We start from the raw sequence: 14,151 nt of genomic DNA, 5'->3' as shown, positions 1-14,151 counted from the left end.
CACATGAGCCAGGGCGACGCCCCGGTCGGGCGATCGGTGAAGACGGCGGCGGCCGGCGTACGGGATCTCGCCGCGGAGGCCGCGCGGGTGGGGGCGGCCGCGGCCGCGCGGGCGGTCGAAATCACCGATCGGAAGCTGGCCGAAGGCAAGGACGAACTGACGAAGGTCGGCCGCGCGGCGACCAAGGACCTCGACAAGAGCACCCGGTCGTCCCGCCGTGACGTGCTGGCGAACTCCGGCGCGGCCCGCGACGAGGTCCTGGCCCGCGCGGTGAAGCTGCGCGACCCGGGTCGCAAGGCGGCCCAGGCGGTGGCCACGGTGGTGAGCTCGGCGGGCGAGTCCGGCCGGAAGCGGCGGAAGGCCGTGGCCACGGCGAAGCGCGACTTGGCGGTGGCGCTCCAGGAGGCCAAGAGCGTGGCCCGCGGAGAGCGCACGAAGCGCGCCCGCTGGCCGTGGCTGCTGGCACTGGGCGCGGTGGCGGCGGCGGTCGTCGCGGTGGTCAAGGTCCGGCGGCCGAACCCGCTGGCCGAGAACGCTCCGGCCCAGCCGGCCGACAAGCCGGCCACGCAGCCGACGGCGACCACGGCGGACAAGCCGGCCGGGACGACGGCGACCCAGCCGGCGGGGACGACCGCGGACAAGCCGGCGGCGGCCGCACCCAAGCCGGCGACCCCGGCCTCGCCGCCGGCGGCCAAGCCGGCCCGGGCGCCGGGTGAGAAGCCCGCACAGCAGGCGGCCAAGGCCGCCGACGGCGCGAACGGCCGTGCGCCCGCGGGCCGCGGCCAGAACAAGGCCCACTAGGCCACGCGCCGGTGCCCGCGCCCGAGGTGATCACGGGCGCGGGCACCGGCACGCCCGGAAACGGCGAGGGTGCCGCGCTCGCGGGTTATTGCGGGTGCGGCTCGTTGAGGCGGCGTAGCCGTGCCGCCGAGTCCGCGAACCGGCGCCTCGGGCCGAGCCGAAGCGGGGCTCGCTGCCCTGAGCTCCACCGCGGGCAAGCGCCCCCAGTCCTGGCGTCCCCGGCAGCGCAACCCCAGTCACCGCCGTTCCCGCTGAAAGCGCTTACACTCGCCCCCGAACCAAACCCGGGAGGCCATCGATGGACCGGCAGTTCGCGGTGAGCACCCTGGGCACGCCCGGCATCCCGGTCCGCGAAGCCGCCCGCACCGCCCGCGCCCACGGCTGCACCGGCCTCGAACTGCGCGTGCACCCCGACGAAGAAGTCCACCTGGGACTCCCCGGCACCGCCACCGACACCGTCCGGGCGCTCCTGGAGAGCGAAGGCCTCGCCATCTCGTGCCTGGCCGGGTACGCCAAAGTCGCCTCCCCCGGCGACGACCAGCCCGTGATCGACGAACTCCGGGCCCTGATCGCCCTCGCGCACCGCATCGGTGCGCCCGCGATCCGCGTCTTCCCCGGTGGTGACGGGGACGCGCAGCCCCGCATCGCCGCCGTCCTCGGGGAGCTGCGGGATGCCCGCGTTCGGTTGCTCGTCGAGACGCACGATTCGCACCCCACCGGGGCCGCCGCCCGGAGTCTCGTCGCCGGGTTCGGGGCACCGGATCTGGCCGCCGTGCTGTGGGATGCCGTCCACCCCTGGCGCGCCGGTGAGGCACCGGCCGTCACCAAGGCGGTGCTCGGCCCCTACCTCGGCTACTTCCAGGTCAAGGACGTGGCGAGCCGGGAAACGCCGACGCCCGTCTCGCCGGGCGACGGCGCCGTCCCGCTCGATGACTGCGGTGAGCTGCTGCGTTCGTGGCCCGGCTGGGTGTCCCTCGAATGGGAAAAAGCCTGGTACCCCGACCTCGCACCGGTCGACGTCCCGCTGCGGGCCGCCGCGGCCTGGTACGACCGGTACTTCACGCCACCCGGATGATCGTCCGGCCCCGCGCGCCGAACGCCGCCGGGGCTTCGGCGAGCGGGCGCACCGTGTCGATCCGCGGGCGGAGACGTCCGTCGCGGACCCGCTGGGCCAGGTCCGCGAGACGGGCCCGGTCGGGCTCCACGACGAAGAAGATCCCGGGCCGGACGCGGGGCGGCTCGGCGATCGTGACGAGCGTGCCGCCGTCGCGCACCAGCTCGGCGGAGCGGTCGAGGACCTCGCCGCCGAGGACGTCGAGCACCAGGTCTACCGGGCCGATGTCCGGGGAGAGCGGGTCGAAGAACGCTTCCGCACCGAGCCCGAGAACCGTGTCGCGGTCGGCGGCCCGGCCGGTGCCGAGCACGCGGGCGCCCGCCTCCCGCGCCAGCTGCACCGCGAGCGACCCGACGCTGCCGGCCGCGCCGTGGACGAGGACGGTCCGGCCCGCGGTGAGACGGCCGTGGTCGAACAGCGCCTGCCACGCCGTCAGCCCGGAGATCGGCAGGGCCGCGGCCGTGACGTGGTCGACGTCGGCCGGCAGCGGTGCCAGGTTGCGCGCTTCCACCGCCGTGTACTCGGCCAGCGAGCCGTTCCGGGCCCAGTCGGCCATGCCGAAGACCCGCTGGCCGACGGTCAGGCCGGTGGTCCCGTAGCCGAGGTCCGCGACGACGCCCGACAGCTCGTGGCCCGGGACGCTCGGGGTCCGGTCCCGGCCGGCGCGGTCGGTCCAGGTGGCCGGCCAGGTCAGCTCGCCGGGGGTGAACCCGGCCGCGTGCACCCGCACGACGACGTCGTTCTCGGCGGCGTGGGGGTACGGCAGTTCGGCCAGGGCCGGGTCGGCGGACCGGTCGGCGACGGTGATGGCTTGCACGTCAGTTCTCCTCGAGCGGGTTGCGGGCCATGCGGGTGGCGAGGTCGTTGCGCATCGCGGCCGCGGCGGAGCTCTCCGGCTTGCGGGCCGCCTGGTCGCCGAAGCAGCGGAGGAACTCCGCCACCAGGTCCAGCCGCGGGTAGCGCTCGAGGACCTCCGCGCGCAGGTCGGCGGGCAGGTCCGCGACGTCGCGCCCGGCGATGTCGGCCGCGGCGGCCCTCGACAGCAGGAAGCCCTCGGGGTCCTCGGCCGGGTCGACCTCGGCCCACATGTGCCGGACGATCACCTCCGCCAGCCGCGCGCGCCGCTCGGGCGGCCAGCCGGCGCCGGCGGCGAACACCCACGCCACGTGCCCGCCGGCCACCTCGAACGGCTTGGTGTGGCTGTCGAACTCCGGCGCGAGCCCGACGTCGTGCAGCATGGCCGCGACGAACAGCAGCTCGGGATCGAAGTCGACGTGGTGGACGCCGCCGAGCGCGACCGCCCAGGCGTACACCCGCATCGAATGGTTGAGCAGGGACGGCGCCGAGTAGGCCGCCGCGACCTCGGTGGCGTGCCCGCAGGCCGGGCCGCCGGGCAGGGTGAGTTCCATACCCCGAGCGTACGCCTTGCATTACGACCAATTCATGTAACGTAACTTACTCGCAGAGCCGGGCCGCGGGGGTGCCCCGCGGCCCGGTGCGTGCAGTCCGGTCAGCGGCCGGAGAAGTTCACGTCACTGCAGAAGTAGTACGACTGGTCGAGGTGGCTCGCCTGCCAGATGGTGTAGACGACGTGCCGCCCCGTCCGGGTGCCCGCGTTCACCGCGACCTGGTACTGCCCGGCCTGGGCGTAGCGGCCCGTCTGGGCGACCAGCTCCAGGTTGCCCCAGCCCAGGGGCTGCGTGGCGGGGTCGGAGCCCTGCTTGGTGATGTACACCAGCAGGTAGTCGGCGCCGTGGTGGGCCTGGTCGGTGATGGTGAGGGTGAACCGGTTGTCCTTGTTCGCCATCTGCCACGCGCCGACCGTGTCGAGGGCGTTGTACCGGGGCGCCTGCGTGCGGCCGCCGCTGCACAGCGTTCCGTCGGGGATCGCGCCCTGGTGGTTGCCCTTGACGCCTTCGCGGTAGAGCCCGTTCCAGTTCCACATCGCGTTCGGGTCGGCTTGCCAGGCCTGCCAGCACATCGGGTCCTTCGTCGCCATGGCCGGGTTCTGGAAGTCGCTGCCCCAGCGGTTCCAGCAGCCGTAGTTGCGCGACGGCGGGTCGGTGGCCGAGCCGTGCGCGTCGGCGACACCGGTGAGCACGCCGCCCAGCAGCACGGCGGTCACCACCGTCACCAGCAGGGAAAGCAAGGTCTTGCGTCGGGGAACCACGCTGTCCTCCTTCGTCGGGACCGGATTTGGGAGCGCTCCCAAGGTGGCGCCGGACGACCATACGCGGCGGCGCGCGCCACCGGCCACCGCACGACCTCCGGGAACCGTTGTGGCGCACCGGTTTCCGGCACTGATCCGGACTGAACGGGTGCTGAACGGCGGAAGGGGTGCGGGCCCGGACCGCCCGATCGGTCCCGGGCCGGAAGACACCCGGTGAGCACGGCACCGGCCGGCTGCTCCGCACGGGTGTATCCGGAAAAATTGTCACCGGAAGGCGGCCGGAGCCGCCGGCTGGAGGTCCTTTGAGGACTTGAACCGATCTCCGTCCGGTGCTATACGAATAAGGGAACGCAAAACCTGGTGACATCGCGAGACGATCCGGGGAGTGAACGACGAATGCCGGACAGGATCACCCGTGCGGCCGACGGGTTCGCCGAGCTGGTGCTGGCCGACCCCGAGTGGGTCCGGGCCGAGTTCGACGCGATCGTGGCCGCGAACTTCGAGCCGCCACCGCCGGTTCCCGCCACCCGCCGCCGTCCCGGCGTGCCCCGGCCGGCCGCCGTCCTCGGTGTGCCGCGGCGACGACCGGGTGTTCGCCTGCTCGCCGCGAAGTGCCCGCGGCGGGAGCGAGCCCCTCCGCGGCCTCGGACGGCGAACCGCACGGACCGAACCCGAACAGACTGAACCCCACGGACTGAACCCCACGGACAACGAGGAAAGGGGAGTGATGCCGTGACGGCGCCCGGGTTTCCCACGACGCCGGTGTGCGCTGCCTGCCCCGACAGCGGCCGGTGAGACCTTCGCGGGCCCGGCCACCGCGCCCTCAGGCGCATCCCGCGGCAGCGACGCCGGCGTACCGGGCGCCGTCGAGTTCGCAGGACACGGACAACGGTTTCGACACGCTGGTTCCTCCGCAGGTCCCGGTGCCGCACGCCGGCACCGGGACCGCGCCGGAATCACAAGGAAAGGAATTCGCCCCGCTGCAGCAGGTGCACCCGCGTCGGCGGGCGCCGCCGGCGGACCTCCTCCAGGAAGTTCGACACCGGCGAGTGGAACAGGCCGTAGTCGTCGAAGTGCACCGGCACCGCGCGACGGGGCTCCAGCAGGTTCAGCAGGTCCACCCCGCCGCGGTGGTCGAGGGTGACCAGCACGCCGAACGCGCGCGTGCCGCCGAGGTGCACCACCGCGAGGTCGAGGCCGGGGAAGTGGTCCCGGATGGCGCAGAGTTCGTCGTGCAGCACGGTGTCGCCGCTGAGGTAGATCCGCAGCGGATCGGCCTCCGGCGTCGCGCGGTACTCCAGGACGCTGCCCATGACCGGCGGCAGCAACCGCCGGGCCGGCCCCGGGGCGTGCCGCGCCGGAACGGACGTCACCGCCAGCCGCGCGTCGCCGTCCGAGAAGTTCTCCGTCGTCCACGTCGGAAGCGGGAGCGGGGCGTGGAAACCCCGCCGCAGCAGGCGGGTGGCGGCGTGCCCGGTGGTGAGGATCGGGGTGTCGCGGGGGAGTTCGCGCGCGGCGATCCGGTCGAAGTGGTCGCCGTGCAGGTGGGACAGGATGACCGCGGTCAGCGGCGGCAGGTCCGCCGGCTGCAGCGCGGGTTCGGTGCGGCGCCGGGAAAACAGTCCCTGCCCGAAGTACGACCACTGGCCGCGGTGCAGGAAGTTCGGGTCGGTGAGCAGGGTGAACGGGCCCAGCCGGAGCACCGTGGTCGCGGTCCCGACGAACATCAGCGAGTCGCCGCCGGGCGGGTCGTAGGCAGGCATCGGAGTCCTTCCCTGCTGTTCGGGGCCCGGATGACACGGGCCGGGGCGCGGCCGGGTGAGGCCGCGCCCCGGAACTCCCGCCTCAGCCCTCCGAGCGCACGTTCTCCCGGGCTTCCTGGGCGCGATCGGTGACGTCGCCGGTCGCGGACCGCGCTTCGTCCTTGACCGTGGACGCCGCGTCGGCGGCTTCGGACTGCACCGACTCGGCCGCGTGCTGCACGGGCTCGCGCAGGTTCTCCTTCAGCTCTTCGGCCGCGTGCTGGGCCACCGGCGCCACGTGCTCCTTGGCGAGGTCGGTCGCCTGGCCGGCGAGCCGGCGCTCCGGCTCGCTCGCGGGCAGCAGGGACGACACGAGCCAGCCGGCGCCGAAGGCGATCAGGCCGGCGGCCAGCGGGTTGCCCTGCGTGCCGCGGCGGATCGCCTGCGGCGCCTCGCTGACGGCGTCGGCGGCGGAATTCACCTTGTCCCCGGCGGCCGAGGCCACCGAGCCCACCTTGTCGCCCGCCGTCGATGCGTGATCCGACGCGGTGCCCATGACGCGGTCCCGCGCGTGGCCCACCGCCGAGCGCATCCGGCCGATGCGGCGTTCGACGATCCGGCCCGGGGTCACCTTTTCGGTGAGGGCGTTCACGTCCGTGCTGAGACTGCGTTGCGTGCCTTCGATTTCGCGGCGGATGCGCTCCGGTTCGGTCATCGTCGTTCGCCTTTCAGTGCGTCGGGGACCTGCTGCAGGGTCTCGACGGTGCGTTCGGGTTTCGGGTTGATCCGGCGGACTTCGCGCCGCCCGGTCGCGTAGAGCACGGCGCCGGCGATCACCCACACGACCGCGACGATCAGTGCCGCCCACCCCGCGTCCATGACGTTCGCCAGCCCCTGCCACAGGGCGATGGAGAGGAACAGCACGACCATGTAGCCGGCGAACCCGGCGCCGCCGAGCATCCCCGCGCCCTTCGCGGCCTTGCCCGCCTCGGCCTTCACTTCGGCCTTCGCCAGCTCCACTTCCTGCCGCACCAGGGTGGAGAGGTCCTTCATCACGTTGGACATCAGCTCACCGACCGAGGCGTCGGCGACGTCGACGGGTTCACCGGTGCGGGGCACGGGCCCGGGTGCCTGCGTCATCACGGCACCTGCCCCGGCCCGGAGAAGCGCGGGCTCGGCTGCGGGAGGTCTTCCGGCGGCTGGGGTGCGCTGTACCCGCCGGGCGCCCCGCCGGGATGGCTCGGCTGCGGGAGGCCCCCGCCCGGCTGCGGTGCGGCGTACCCGCCCGGGTGACCCGGCTGCGGGAGGCCGCCGGCCGGCTGGGGTGCGGGGTAGCCGCCCGGAGCCGCGTACCCGGCACCGCCCGGCTGCGGAAAGCCTTGCGGTGCGGTGTATCCGGCGTCGTCCGGCCGCGGCACGGGCGGGGTCGCGGTGGGCCCGGCGTGCGGCTGAGGAGCGCCCGCCCGGCCGTTCGGGGAGCTTTCTTCCTTCTGCTGCGCCACGACGCCGCGAGTCAGCCGCCCGACGAGGGCACCGGCGACGGCCGCGCCGACCAGGAACGTGCCGGGACGACGGCGGGCGAAGCGCCGCACCTCGTCCAGGAGGTCACCGGGCTCGCGGTGCTCGAGCCAGTCGGCGACCGTCCGCGTCCGGTCGGACACCTGGCGCGCGACGTCGCCGGCGAGACCGGGGGAATCGGTCTGCTCCGCCATCCGCTCGAGCTGACCGGCCAGCTGGTGGAGGCTCTCGGCGGCCTTCCGCTGGCCGTCCTTGGCCTGCGCCTCCAGTTGTTCCCGGCCTTCGCGGACCAGGTCGCGTGCTTCCTGCTGGGCGTGCGCGGCCACGTGCTTCGCTTGGTCCGCCGCCGTTTGGGCGACTTCGCCACCCCGATCGGCGGCGGTGGCGGCCACCTCGCGGGCTTCGCCCTTGGCGGTTTCCGGCATCGACGGCGATCCGGGGGCGTGCTGCGGCGGTGACTGACCGCCGGGTCCCTGCGTCATCTCGACCTCCTGCGGGAGAGGCACTTCCGCGCCTACGTGGGTGCCGATGGCGACCATCGGCCTGGTAGTGCGGCTGGCTACCCGGGTGGCCTGGGGATAAACCGGGCGCAGCTCGTCGTCAGCAGCGAAACCGCGTCACGCAGGCTGTCCGGGCCTCCGGTCCCCGGTGGCCGGCCGGGCCCGGCCAGGACGAGCCGCGGCACCGGGAGCCCGCTCGGGGGAGTGGCCGGGCGGCTGCTCCACAGCACGACCGCGGCGGGCCGGATGCGGTCGATCGCTTGCCGCAGCGCGGATTCCGGGATCGAAGCGCCGAGGAACAGCGCCTCGCGGCCGTGTTCGGCCAGCGCCGCGCGCAGGGCTTCGGAGGGCAGCGTGTGCCGGTCACCGTCCACACAGGCCAGCAGAACCGGGGGCCCGGCGCCGGTGGGCGTGGGAATCCGGTGCAGGGCCGCGGCAATGGCCCAGGACAGGCCGTGCACGAGGTCGATGCAACGGTCGGCGTCCGGGCCGCAGAGGGCGGTCAGCGCCGGGCGGCAGAGCTCGTCCCAGGTGCCGAGGACGCCACGCTCGGCGAGGTGCGCGTCGAGGAGCGCGGCGGCGGTGTCGATCTTCAGGCCGCGGACGGCGGCCAGCAGCGTGCCGACGTCGGTCGCGCTCGCCTGGAACGCCCGCGCGGCCGCGGCTTCCGCGCTAAGTCCCTGCTCGATCAGGTGCTTCATCCGGAGCAGCGCCTCGATGTCCGCCCGCCCGTAGTGGCGGTGGGTGCCGGTCTGCGGCGCGGACAGCGGGAGGTCGTACCGCCGGTGCCACGCGCGCAGCGTGGACGCGGGCAGGCCCAGCATGCGTGCGGCCGCCCCCGCCGTCCAGGTGACGGCGGGGGCGGCCGCGGGGCGGTCCACCGGCAGGCTCAGTTCCCGGGACGGGCGACATCCCCGCGCCAGGCGCCGGTTTCGTGGCTGCCGCGTTCCTCGATGAACGTCTTGAACCGGCCGAGGTCGGCCTTGACGCGGCGGTCCAGGATGCCGAGCTTGTCGGCGACGTTCTCGACGAACCCCTCCGGGTCGATGTCGAGCTGGGCGGTGACCCGGGTGTGCCGGTCGTCGAGGCGGTGGAACGTGACGACGCCCGCGTGGGTCGGGCCGGAGTCGGACTTCCAGGCGACGCGCTCGTCCGGGTGCTGCTCGGTGATCGTCGCGTCGAATTCGCGGGTCTGCCCGCCGACACTGATCTTCCAGTGCGTGTGGGTGTCGTCGAGCTGCCGGATCTCGTCGACGCCCTCCATGAACTGCGGGAAGGACTCGAACTGCGTCCACTGGTTGTAGGCGGTGGTGACGTCGGTCTCGACGTCGACGGATTCCGTGACGGTGCTCATCGAAGCCTGTCCTCTCTGCACTGGGTCGGGTTTCTCTCCTCCCCGGTTACCCGGCAAATCGATGACAAAACGATGCAACCGTTCTAAAGTCGGCAGCAGCGAAGGGAGCCCCCCGTGACCGATGACCGGCCGCCCGTACTGACGGTGCGCGTGCGCACCGTGCCCGAAGCCGTCGTCGTCGCGGCGGCCGGGGACCTGGACCTCGGCACCGCGCCGGTGCTGCGCGCGCGGGCCAAGGCCGCGCTGGCGGAAGGGGCGGGGGCCCTCATCGTGGACCTGGGCGCGATCACCTTCTGCGGCTCGGCGGGGCTGCAGGTCCTCGCCGAGCTCGTCACCGAGACGGCGGTCGCGGACCTGCCGTTCGCGGTGGTCGCCGACGGGCGCCCGGTGCTGCGCTCCCTGCAGGTCACCCGGCTGGACGGCACGCTCGCGCTGCACTCGACGGTCGACGGCGCCCGCGCGTGGATCCGCCAGCGGCCCGCGAACGGCGGTTAGGGCCGCCCCCGGCGCGGGTAATCCTCCGCCATGGAAGCGGAGGCGCTGCTGCAGAGCCTGACCCGCGTCGTGACCGCCCTCGACGGCACGGACATCCGGTTCGCCGTCGCCGGTGGCCTGGCCGTGTACGCCCGCGGCGGGCCGCCGTCGGACCACGACGTCGACCTGTTCCTCAAGCCGGGCGACGCCGACCGGGCGGCGGAGGTGCTCACCGCCGCCGGCCTGCGCCGCGTGCACCCGCCGGAGGACTGGCTGACGAAGGTCTACGACGGCGACATCCTCGTGGACCTCATCCACGGCCCCAACCACCGGCCGGTGACCGACGAGCTGCTCGACCGCGCCGCGCTGATGCGGATCGGGTCCACCGCGGCGCCGGTCGTCTCCGGCACCGACCTGCTGGTGGACAAGCTGCTCGTGCTGAGCGCGCACCGGTGCGACTTCGCCCCGCTGCTGCGGATCGCCCGTGACCTGCGCGAACAGGTCGACTGGACCGACGTCGCCGTGCAGGTGTCGGCGTCCCCCTACGCCCGGGCGTTCCTGGCGCTGCTCGGCGACCTGGCCGTGATCGACCCGAAGGAGGCCCTCGTGCCCGAACCACCGCAGTACCTCGTCGCCCGGCTCAGCCGGGCCCTCGCCGAAGACCCCCGCACCGCCGAGCTCGGCGTGCACGTGACCGTGCGGGGCGAGCACGTCCACCTGAGCGGCGAAGTGATCTGCGCCGCGCGCAAGGAGGAGGTGGACGCCGTCGTCGGTGAGTACCTGACCGGGGAGCTGGTGCACAACGACATCCGGGTCGCCGACGTCCGCGAACCGGCGAGCGCGGAGGAGATCGGCCGATGAGGATCGCCGCGGTCGGGGACGTGCACCTGGGCGAAGACTCCCGCGGCCTGCTCCGGCCCGCCCTGGAGCACCTGGCGGGCACCGCCGACGTCCTGCTGCTGGCCGGGGACCTCACCCGGCACGGCACCATCGAGGAAGCCCGGGTGGTGGCCGACGAGCTCGCCGGGCTCGGCGTGCCGATCGCCGCGGTGCTCGGCAACCACGACCACCACAGCGACCTCGGGGAAATGATCTCGAACCTGCTCCGCGAGACCGGCGTCGAGGTGCTGGAGGGCGACGCGGTCCGCTTCGACCTGCCGGACGGTTCCCTGGGCGTCGCCGGGGTCAAGGGCTTCGGCGGCGGGTTCGCCGGCAAGTGCGCCAGCCGCTTCGGCGAGCGGGAGATGAAGGACTTCGTCGAGCACACGATGGCCTCGGCCGATTCGCTGCGCAAAGCGTTGCAAACCCTCGACACGGACGTCGTCGTCGCGTTGACGCACTACGCGCCGATCTCCGGCACCCTGCACGGCGAGCCACCCGAGATCCACCCGTTCCTCGGTTCGTACCTGCTCTGCGAGCCGATCGACGAGGTGGGCGCCGACCTGGCCCTGCACGGCCATGCCCACTTCGGGTGCGAGCAGGGCGTGACGCCGGGCGGGGTACGGGTGCGGAACGTGGCGCAGCCGGTGATCCGGAAGGCGTATGCGCTGTACGAGCTGCACCCGGCTGAGTTGTCCACGCGCCCCTGACGAGTCCCCTCGTGAGTGGTAAGGCGGGTTCTAACCCGCCTTACCACTCACGACCGGCCGCGGCAGAGGTCACTGGGCCCTCTCTCCCTGAAGCGGAAGGGGCGGGCGCTGCAGGCCCCCAGCCTGCAGTGCGCGTCGAGAACGACGCGGGAAGAGCTCCCCCAGTACCCCCTGGCCGTCAGGCGACCGGCACCCGCCACCGGCAAGTCCCCCCGGACCGGTGAGCTCCGGGCCCCCGCCCCTCGACCGGCCACCTGACGAAGCCGATCTTGCCGGGCGCCGGTCAAAGCCGGGCAAAACCGGCTCAGGCGGCCAGCTGCGCGGCCGCGGCCAGGACGTGCGGCGCCAGGCCTTCGGCGATCACGCCGTAGCCGGCCGAAGACGGGTGGAACCGGTCAGCGGAGAAAAGGGCCGGGTCGGCGGCGAAGCGAGTGGCGAGTTCGGGGCCGGCGGTGGCCACGGCACCCCCGGCCCGGATGGCCGCTTCGGCCTGGGCTTGGGCGTAGTGACCGCTGGCCGCCGAGACCAGCTGCCGGTAGGGGCCGGGTACCCGCGCCACGATCCCCAGGTCGGGCGCCGGCACCACGATGACGCGGGCGCCGGCGCGGACCAGCCGCGCCACGGCGTCGTGCAGCTGGCGCGCGCCGACGGCGGGGGAGACGAACCCGGCGAGGTCGTTCGCGCCGATCACGATCAGCGCCAGGTCCACGCCCTCGCGCAGGGCGAGGGCGACCTGGCGGTCGAGGTCGGCCGAGCGGGCTCCGGGCACGCCGAAGTTCCGCAGGCGCACGGTGTGGCCCGCCTCGCGGAGGCGGCGGGTGAGCCGCCGGCCGAGGGTGTCGTCCTCGCGAGTGCTGCCGACGCCCGCCGCCAGCGAGTCGCCGAGGACGCAGAATCCGAGTGGTGCGGTCATCACGGGGGTACAACGTGGCCACGCCGTCATTGTTTCCCGTCGAGGTTCCCGTCGAGCTGGAGGTCACGCTGACCAGAACCGTGCTCGTGCGCGTGGTGCTGGTGGCCATCGTGGTCGCGGTGCTGCTGCTGGCGGCCGTCTGGGTGGTCCAGCGGCGGCTGATCTACCTGCCGGACCGCCGGCCGGTGCCCGCGGCCGCGAGCGTGCTGCCCGGAACCTCCGGAACGATCGTGGAGGACGTCCGCCTCCGCACCGCCGACGGGCTGGAGCTGGGCGCCTGGTACCTGCGCCCGGCCGGCCGTGACCCGGCGGCGACGGTGCTCGTGGCGGGCGGCAACGGTGGCAACCGGGCCGGCCGGGCCCCGCTGGCCGCGAAGCTGGCGCAGGCGGGGCTGGCCGTGCTGGTGTTCGACTACCGCGGGTACGGCGGCAATCCGGGCGAGCCCACCGAGGACGGCCTGGCCCTCGACGTCCGCGCGGCCCGCCGCTTCCTGACCGAGGACCGGCGCGTGCCGCCCGGGCGCCTCGTCTACTTCGGCGAAAGCCTCGGCTCCGCCGTCGTCACGGAGCTGGCCCTCGAACACCCGCCGGCGGGCCTGCTGCTGCGGTCGCCGTTCGTCGACCTGGCCGCGGTCGGCGCGGAGCTCTACCCGTACCTGCCGGTGCGCCTGCTGCTGCGCGACCGCTTCCCGGTCAAGGAGCAGGTCGCCCGCCTCCGCGTCCCGGTGGTGGTGGTCATGGGCGGCCGGGACTCGATCGTCCCGCCGGCCCAGAGCCGCGAGGTGGCGGCCGCGGCGTCGGCCCGGCTGGTGGAGATCCCCGGCGCCGACCACAACGACCCGGTGCTGCTCGACGGCCCGGAGCTGGTCGCGGCGGTGACGTCGCTGGTGCCGCGCTGAGCCGCGGCGCTGCCTGGTCCTGGCGAACCCAGGTCCGGCCGGACCTGGTCCGGTGCTCGCGGCCGCCGCAGGATCGGGGCCATGACGAACAGCATGAAGGCGGTCACCATCCCCGAGTTCGGCCCGGCCGAGGTCCTGCGGCTCGGCACCGTGGCGGTGCCGGAGCCCGGGCCGGGCGAGGTCTCGATCGACGTCGCCTACGCCGGCGCCAACTTCGCCGAGGTCCTCTACCGGCAGGGGGTCGTGGACGTCCCGCTGCCCTTCGTCCCCGGCATCGAGGTCTCCGGGCGGATCCGCGCGCTGGGCGAAGGCGTCGAGGGCCTGTCGGTGGGGGAGCCGGTCGCCGCGTTGACGATCGTTTCGAGCGGGGGCTACGCCGAGGTGGTCACCACCTCCGCCGCCCTGGTCGCCCCGCTCCCCGGAATCGGGCCGGCGGTGGCGGCGGCCGTGCCGTCCAACAGCACCACCGCCTTCCTCGTCCTCGAGCGCGTGGCCCGGCTGGAGCGCGGCGAACGCGTCCTGGTGCACGCCGCCGCCGGCGGGGTCGGCAGCCAGCTCGGCCAGGTCGCCCGCCTGCTCGGCGCCGGCCGGGTGGTCGGCACGGTCGGGAGCGAAGCGAAGATCGCCGCCGCGAAGGCGTTCGGCTACGACGAAGTCGTCCTGCGCGACGAGGTGGGCGGCACCGGCGAGTTCGACGTCGTGGTGGACATGGTCGGCGGCCCGGCGCGCCGCGCGAGCCTGGACCGGCTCGCGCCGATGGGGCGCCTGGTGGTCATGGGCAACGCCTCGGGCGCCGGGGACGTCGGCATCTCGGCCAACGAGCTGTGGTTCACCACCAAGACCGTGTCGGGGTTCAACCTCGCCGCGGTTTCCGCCGTGGCACCGGAAACGGTGGGCCAGGCGTTGCGCCGCGCGGTCGCGGCCGTGGCGGACGGGACCCTGCGCGTCGACGTCGAATCCCTGCCCCTGGCCGACGCGGCCACCGCGCACCGCCGCATCGAGTCGGGGTCGACGACCGGCAAGCTGGTGCTCCGCGTCCGGTGACCCGCGGGTGTGACGGGCGTCCGCCTTGAGACC

At 74.1% G+C, this 14,151-nt stretch carries 18 protein-coding genes; 8 read left to right on the top strand and 10 right to left on the bottom strand.

The window, feature by feature from the left end:
- Nucleotides 1-3 precede the first annotated feature (3 nt).
- Nucleotides 4-801 carry a hypothetical protein gene (locus C2L58_RS13115; protein WP_103337853.1) on the top strand — a complete coding sequence of 266 codons (798 nt, stop codon included), beginning with the start codon at nt 4-6 and terminating at the stop codon, nt 799-801.
- Between the two features lie 298 nt (nt 802-1,099).
- Nucleotides 1,100-1,876, top strand: coding sequence for a sugar phosphate isomerase/epimerase family protein (locus C2L58_RS13110; RefSeq protein WP_103337852.1), 777 nt, complete (start codon nt 1,100-1,102; stop codon nt 1,874-1,876).
- On the opposite strand, the gene C2L58_RS13105 is transcribed toward C2L58_RS13110, so the two are convergent.
- The 3 genes from C2L58_RS13105 to C2L58_RS13095 all read right to left on the bottom strand — a co-directional run bounded on the left by C2L58_RS13105 (nt 1,860) and on the right by C2L58_RS13095 (nt 4,085).
- Nucleotides 1,860-2,732: an NADP-dependent oxidoreductase gene (locus tag C2L58_RS13105; protein WP_103337851.1), complete on the bottom strand. Its 873-nt coding sequence runs from the start codon at nt 2,730-2,732 to the stop codon at nt 1,860-1,862. The genes C2L58_RS13110 and C2L58_RS13105 overlap by 17 nt on opposite strands.
- A 1-nt stretch (nt 2,733) precedes the next feature.
- Nucleotides 2,734-3,324: an HD domain-containing protein gene (locus tag C2L58_RS13100; protein WP_103337850.1), complete on the bottom strand. Its 591-nt coding sequence runs from the start codon at nt 3,322-3,324 to the stop codon at nt 2,734-2,736.
- Nucleotides 3,325-3,425: 101 nt separating this feature from the next.
- The gene (locus tag C2L58_RS13095) at nt 3,426-4,085 is read right to left on the bottom strand and encodes a lytic polysaccharide monooxygenase auxiliary activity family 9 protein (RefSeq protein ID WP_103337849.1); all 660 of its coding nucleotides are present in this window, start codon (nt 4,083-4,085) and stop codon (nt 3,426-3,428) included.
- Nucleotides 4,086-4,481: 396 nt separating this feature from the next.
- Between C2L58_RS13095 and C2L58_RS13090 the strand changes: the two genes are divergently transcribed.
- Nucleotides 4,482-4,769, top strand: a complete 288-nt coding sequence (locus C2L58_RS13090; RefSeq protein WP_103337848.1) for a hypothetical protein — start codon at nt 4,482-4,484, stop codon at nt 4,767-4,769.
- A gap of 272 nt (nt 4,770-5,041) precedes the next feature.
- On the opposite strand, the gene C2L58_RS13085 is transcribed toward C2L58_RS13090, so the two are convergent.
- The 6 genes from C2L58_RS13085 to C2L58_RS13060 all read right to left on the bottom strand — a co-directional run bounded on the left by C2L58_RS13085 (nt 5,042) and on the right by C2L58_RS13060 (nt 9,199).
- Nucleotides 5,042-5,848: an MBL fold metallo-hydrolase gene (locus C2L58_RS13085; protein WP_103337847.1), complete on the bottom strand. Its 807-nt coding sequence runs from the start codon at nt 5,846-5,848 to the stop codon at nt 5,042-5,044.
- Between the two features lie 82 nt (nt 5,849-5,930).
- On the bottom strand, nt 5,931-6,542 hold the full coding sequence (locus tag C2L58_RS13080) for a DUF3618 domain-containing protein (protein WP_103337846.1): 612 nt from the start codon (nt 6,540-6,542) through the stop codon (nt 5,931-5,933).
- Nucleotides 6,539-6,967 carry a phage holin family protein gene (locus C2L58_RS13075; protein ID WP_103337845.1) on the bottom strand — a complete coding sequence of 143 codons (429 nt, stop codon included), beginning with the start codon at nt 6,965-6,967 and terminating at the stop codon, nt 6,539-6,541. The genes C2L58_RS13080 and C2L58_RS13075 overlap by 4 nt, the downstream gene beginning before the upstream one ends.
- Nucleotides 6,967-7,827, bottom strand: coding sequence for a hypothetical protein (locus tag C2L58_RS13070; protein ID WP_233225697.1), 861 nt, complete (start codon nt 7,825-7,827; stop codon nt 6,967-6,969). The genes C2L58_RS13075 and C2L58_RS13070 overlap by 1 nt, the downstream gene beginning before the upstream one ends.
- A gap of 77 nt (nt 7,828-7,904) precedes the next feature.
- Nucleotides 7,905-8,726, bottom strand: coding sequence for a MerR family transcriptional regulator (locus tag C2L58_RS13065; RefSeq protein WP_103337844.1), 822 nt, complete (start codon nt 8,724-8,726; stop codon nt 7,905-7,907).
- 8 nt (nt 8,727-8,734) lie between these two features.
- Nucleotides 8,735-9,199: an SRPBCC family protein gene (locus C2L58_RS13060; protein WP_103337843.1), complete on the bottom strand. Its 465-nt coding sequence runs from the start codon at nt 9,197-9,199 to the stop codon at nt 8,735-8,737.
- Nucleotides 9,200-9,313: 114 nt separating this feature from the next.
- Between C2L58_RS13060 and C2L58_RS13055 the strand changes: the two genes are divergently transcribed.
- Genes C2L58_RS13055 through C2L58_RS13045 form a run of 3 tightly spaced genes read left to right on the top strand, consistent with a single transcriptional unit; the run spans nt 9,314 to nt 11,262 of the window.
- Entirely contained in the window at nt 9,314-9,694 is a 381-nt protein-coding gene (locus C2L58_RS13055) for an STAS domain-containing protein (protein WP_103337842.1), read from the top strand.
- A 30-nt stretch (nt 9,695-9,724) separates the two neighbouring features.
- A complete protein-coding gene (locus tag C2L58_RS13050; RefSeq protein ID WP_103337841.1) occupies nt 9,725-10,534 on the top strand; it encodes a nucleotidyltransferase family protein in 810 nt (269 codons plus the stop codon).
- Complete coding sequence (locus C2L58_RS13045) at nt 10,531-11,262, top strand: metallophosphoesterase family protein (protein ID WP_103337840.1); 732 nt, start codon at nt 10,531-10,533, stop codon at nt 11,260-11,262. Before C2L58_RS13050 ends, C2L58_RS13045 begins: the two co-directional genes overlap by 4 nt.
- 304 nt (nt 11,263-11,566) lie before the next feature.
- Here C2L58_RS13045 and C2L58_RS13040 read toward each other — a convergent pair whose 3' ends face one another.
- Nucleotides 11,567-12,175 (bottom strand): SGNH/GDSL hydrolase family protein, encoded by a 609-nt coding sequence (locus C2L58_RS13040; protein ID WP_233225696.1) that lies wholly within the window; start codon nt 12,173-12,175, stop codon nt 11,567-11,569.
- Between C2L58_RS13040 and C2L58_RS13035 the strand changes: the two genes are divergently transcribed.
- Both C2L58_RS13035 and C2L58_RS13030 read left to right on the top strand, forming a co-directional pair.
- Nucleotides 12,166-13,074, top strand: coding sequence for an alpha/beta hydrolase (locus tag C2L58_RS13035; RefSeq protein ID WP_369904181.1), 909 nt, complete (start codon nt 12,166-12,168; stop codon nt 13,072-13,074). The genes C2L58_RS13040 and C2L58_RS13035 overlap by 10 nt on opposite strands.
- 81 nt (nt 13,075-13,155) lie before the next feature.
- Nucleotides 13,156-14,118 carry a quinone oxidoreductase family protein gene (locus C2L58_RS13030; RefSeq protein ID WP_103337838.1) on the top strand — a complete coding sequence of 321 codons (963 nt, stop codon included), beginning with the start codon at nt 13,156-13,158 and terminating at the stop codon, nt 14,116-14,118.
- The last annotated feature ends 33 nt before the right edge of the window (nt 14,119-14,151 follow it).

Origin of the sequence: Amycolatopsis sp. CA-126428 (assembly GCF_002904335.1) — a bacterium.
Lineage (GTDB): Bacteria > Actinomycetota > Actinomycetes > Mycobacteriales > Pseudonocardiaceae > Amycolatopsis.
Note: the sequence above shows the minus strand (reverse complement) of the source record. Positions and strands in the feature narration are given on the sequence as shown.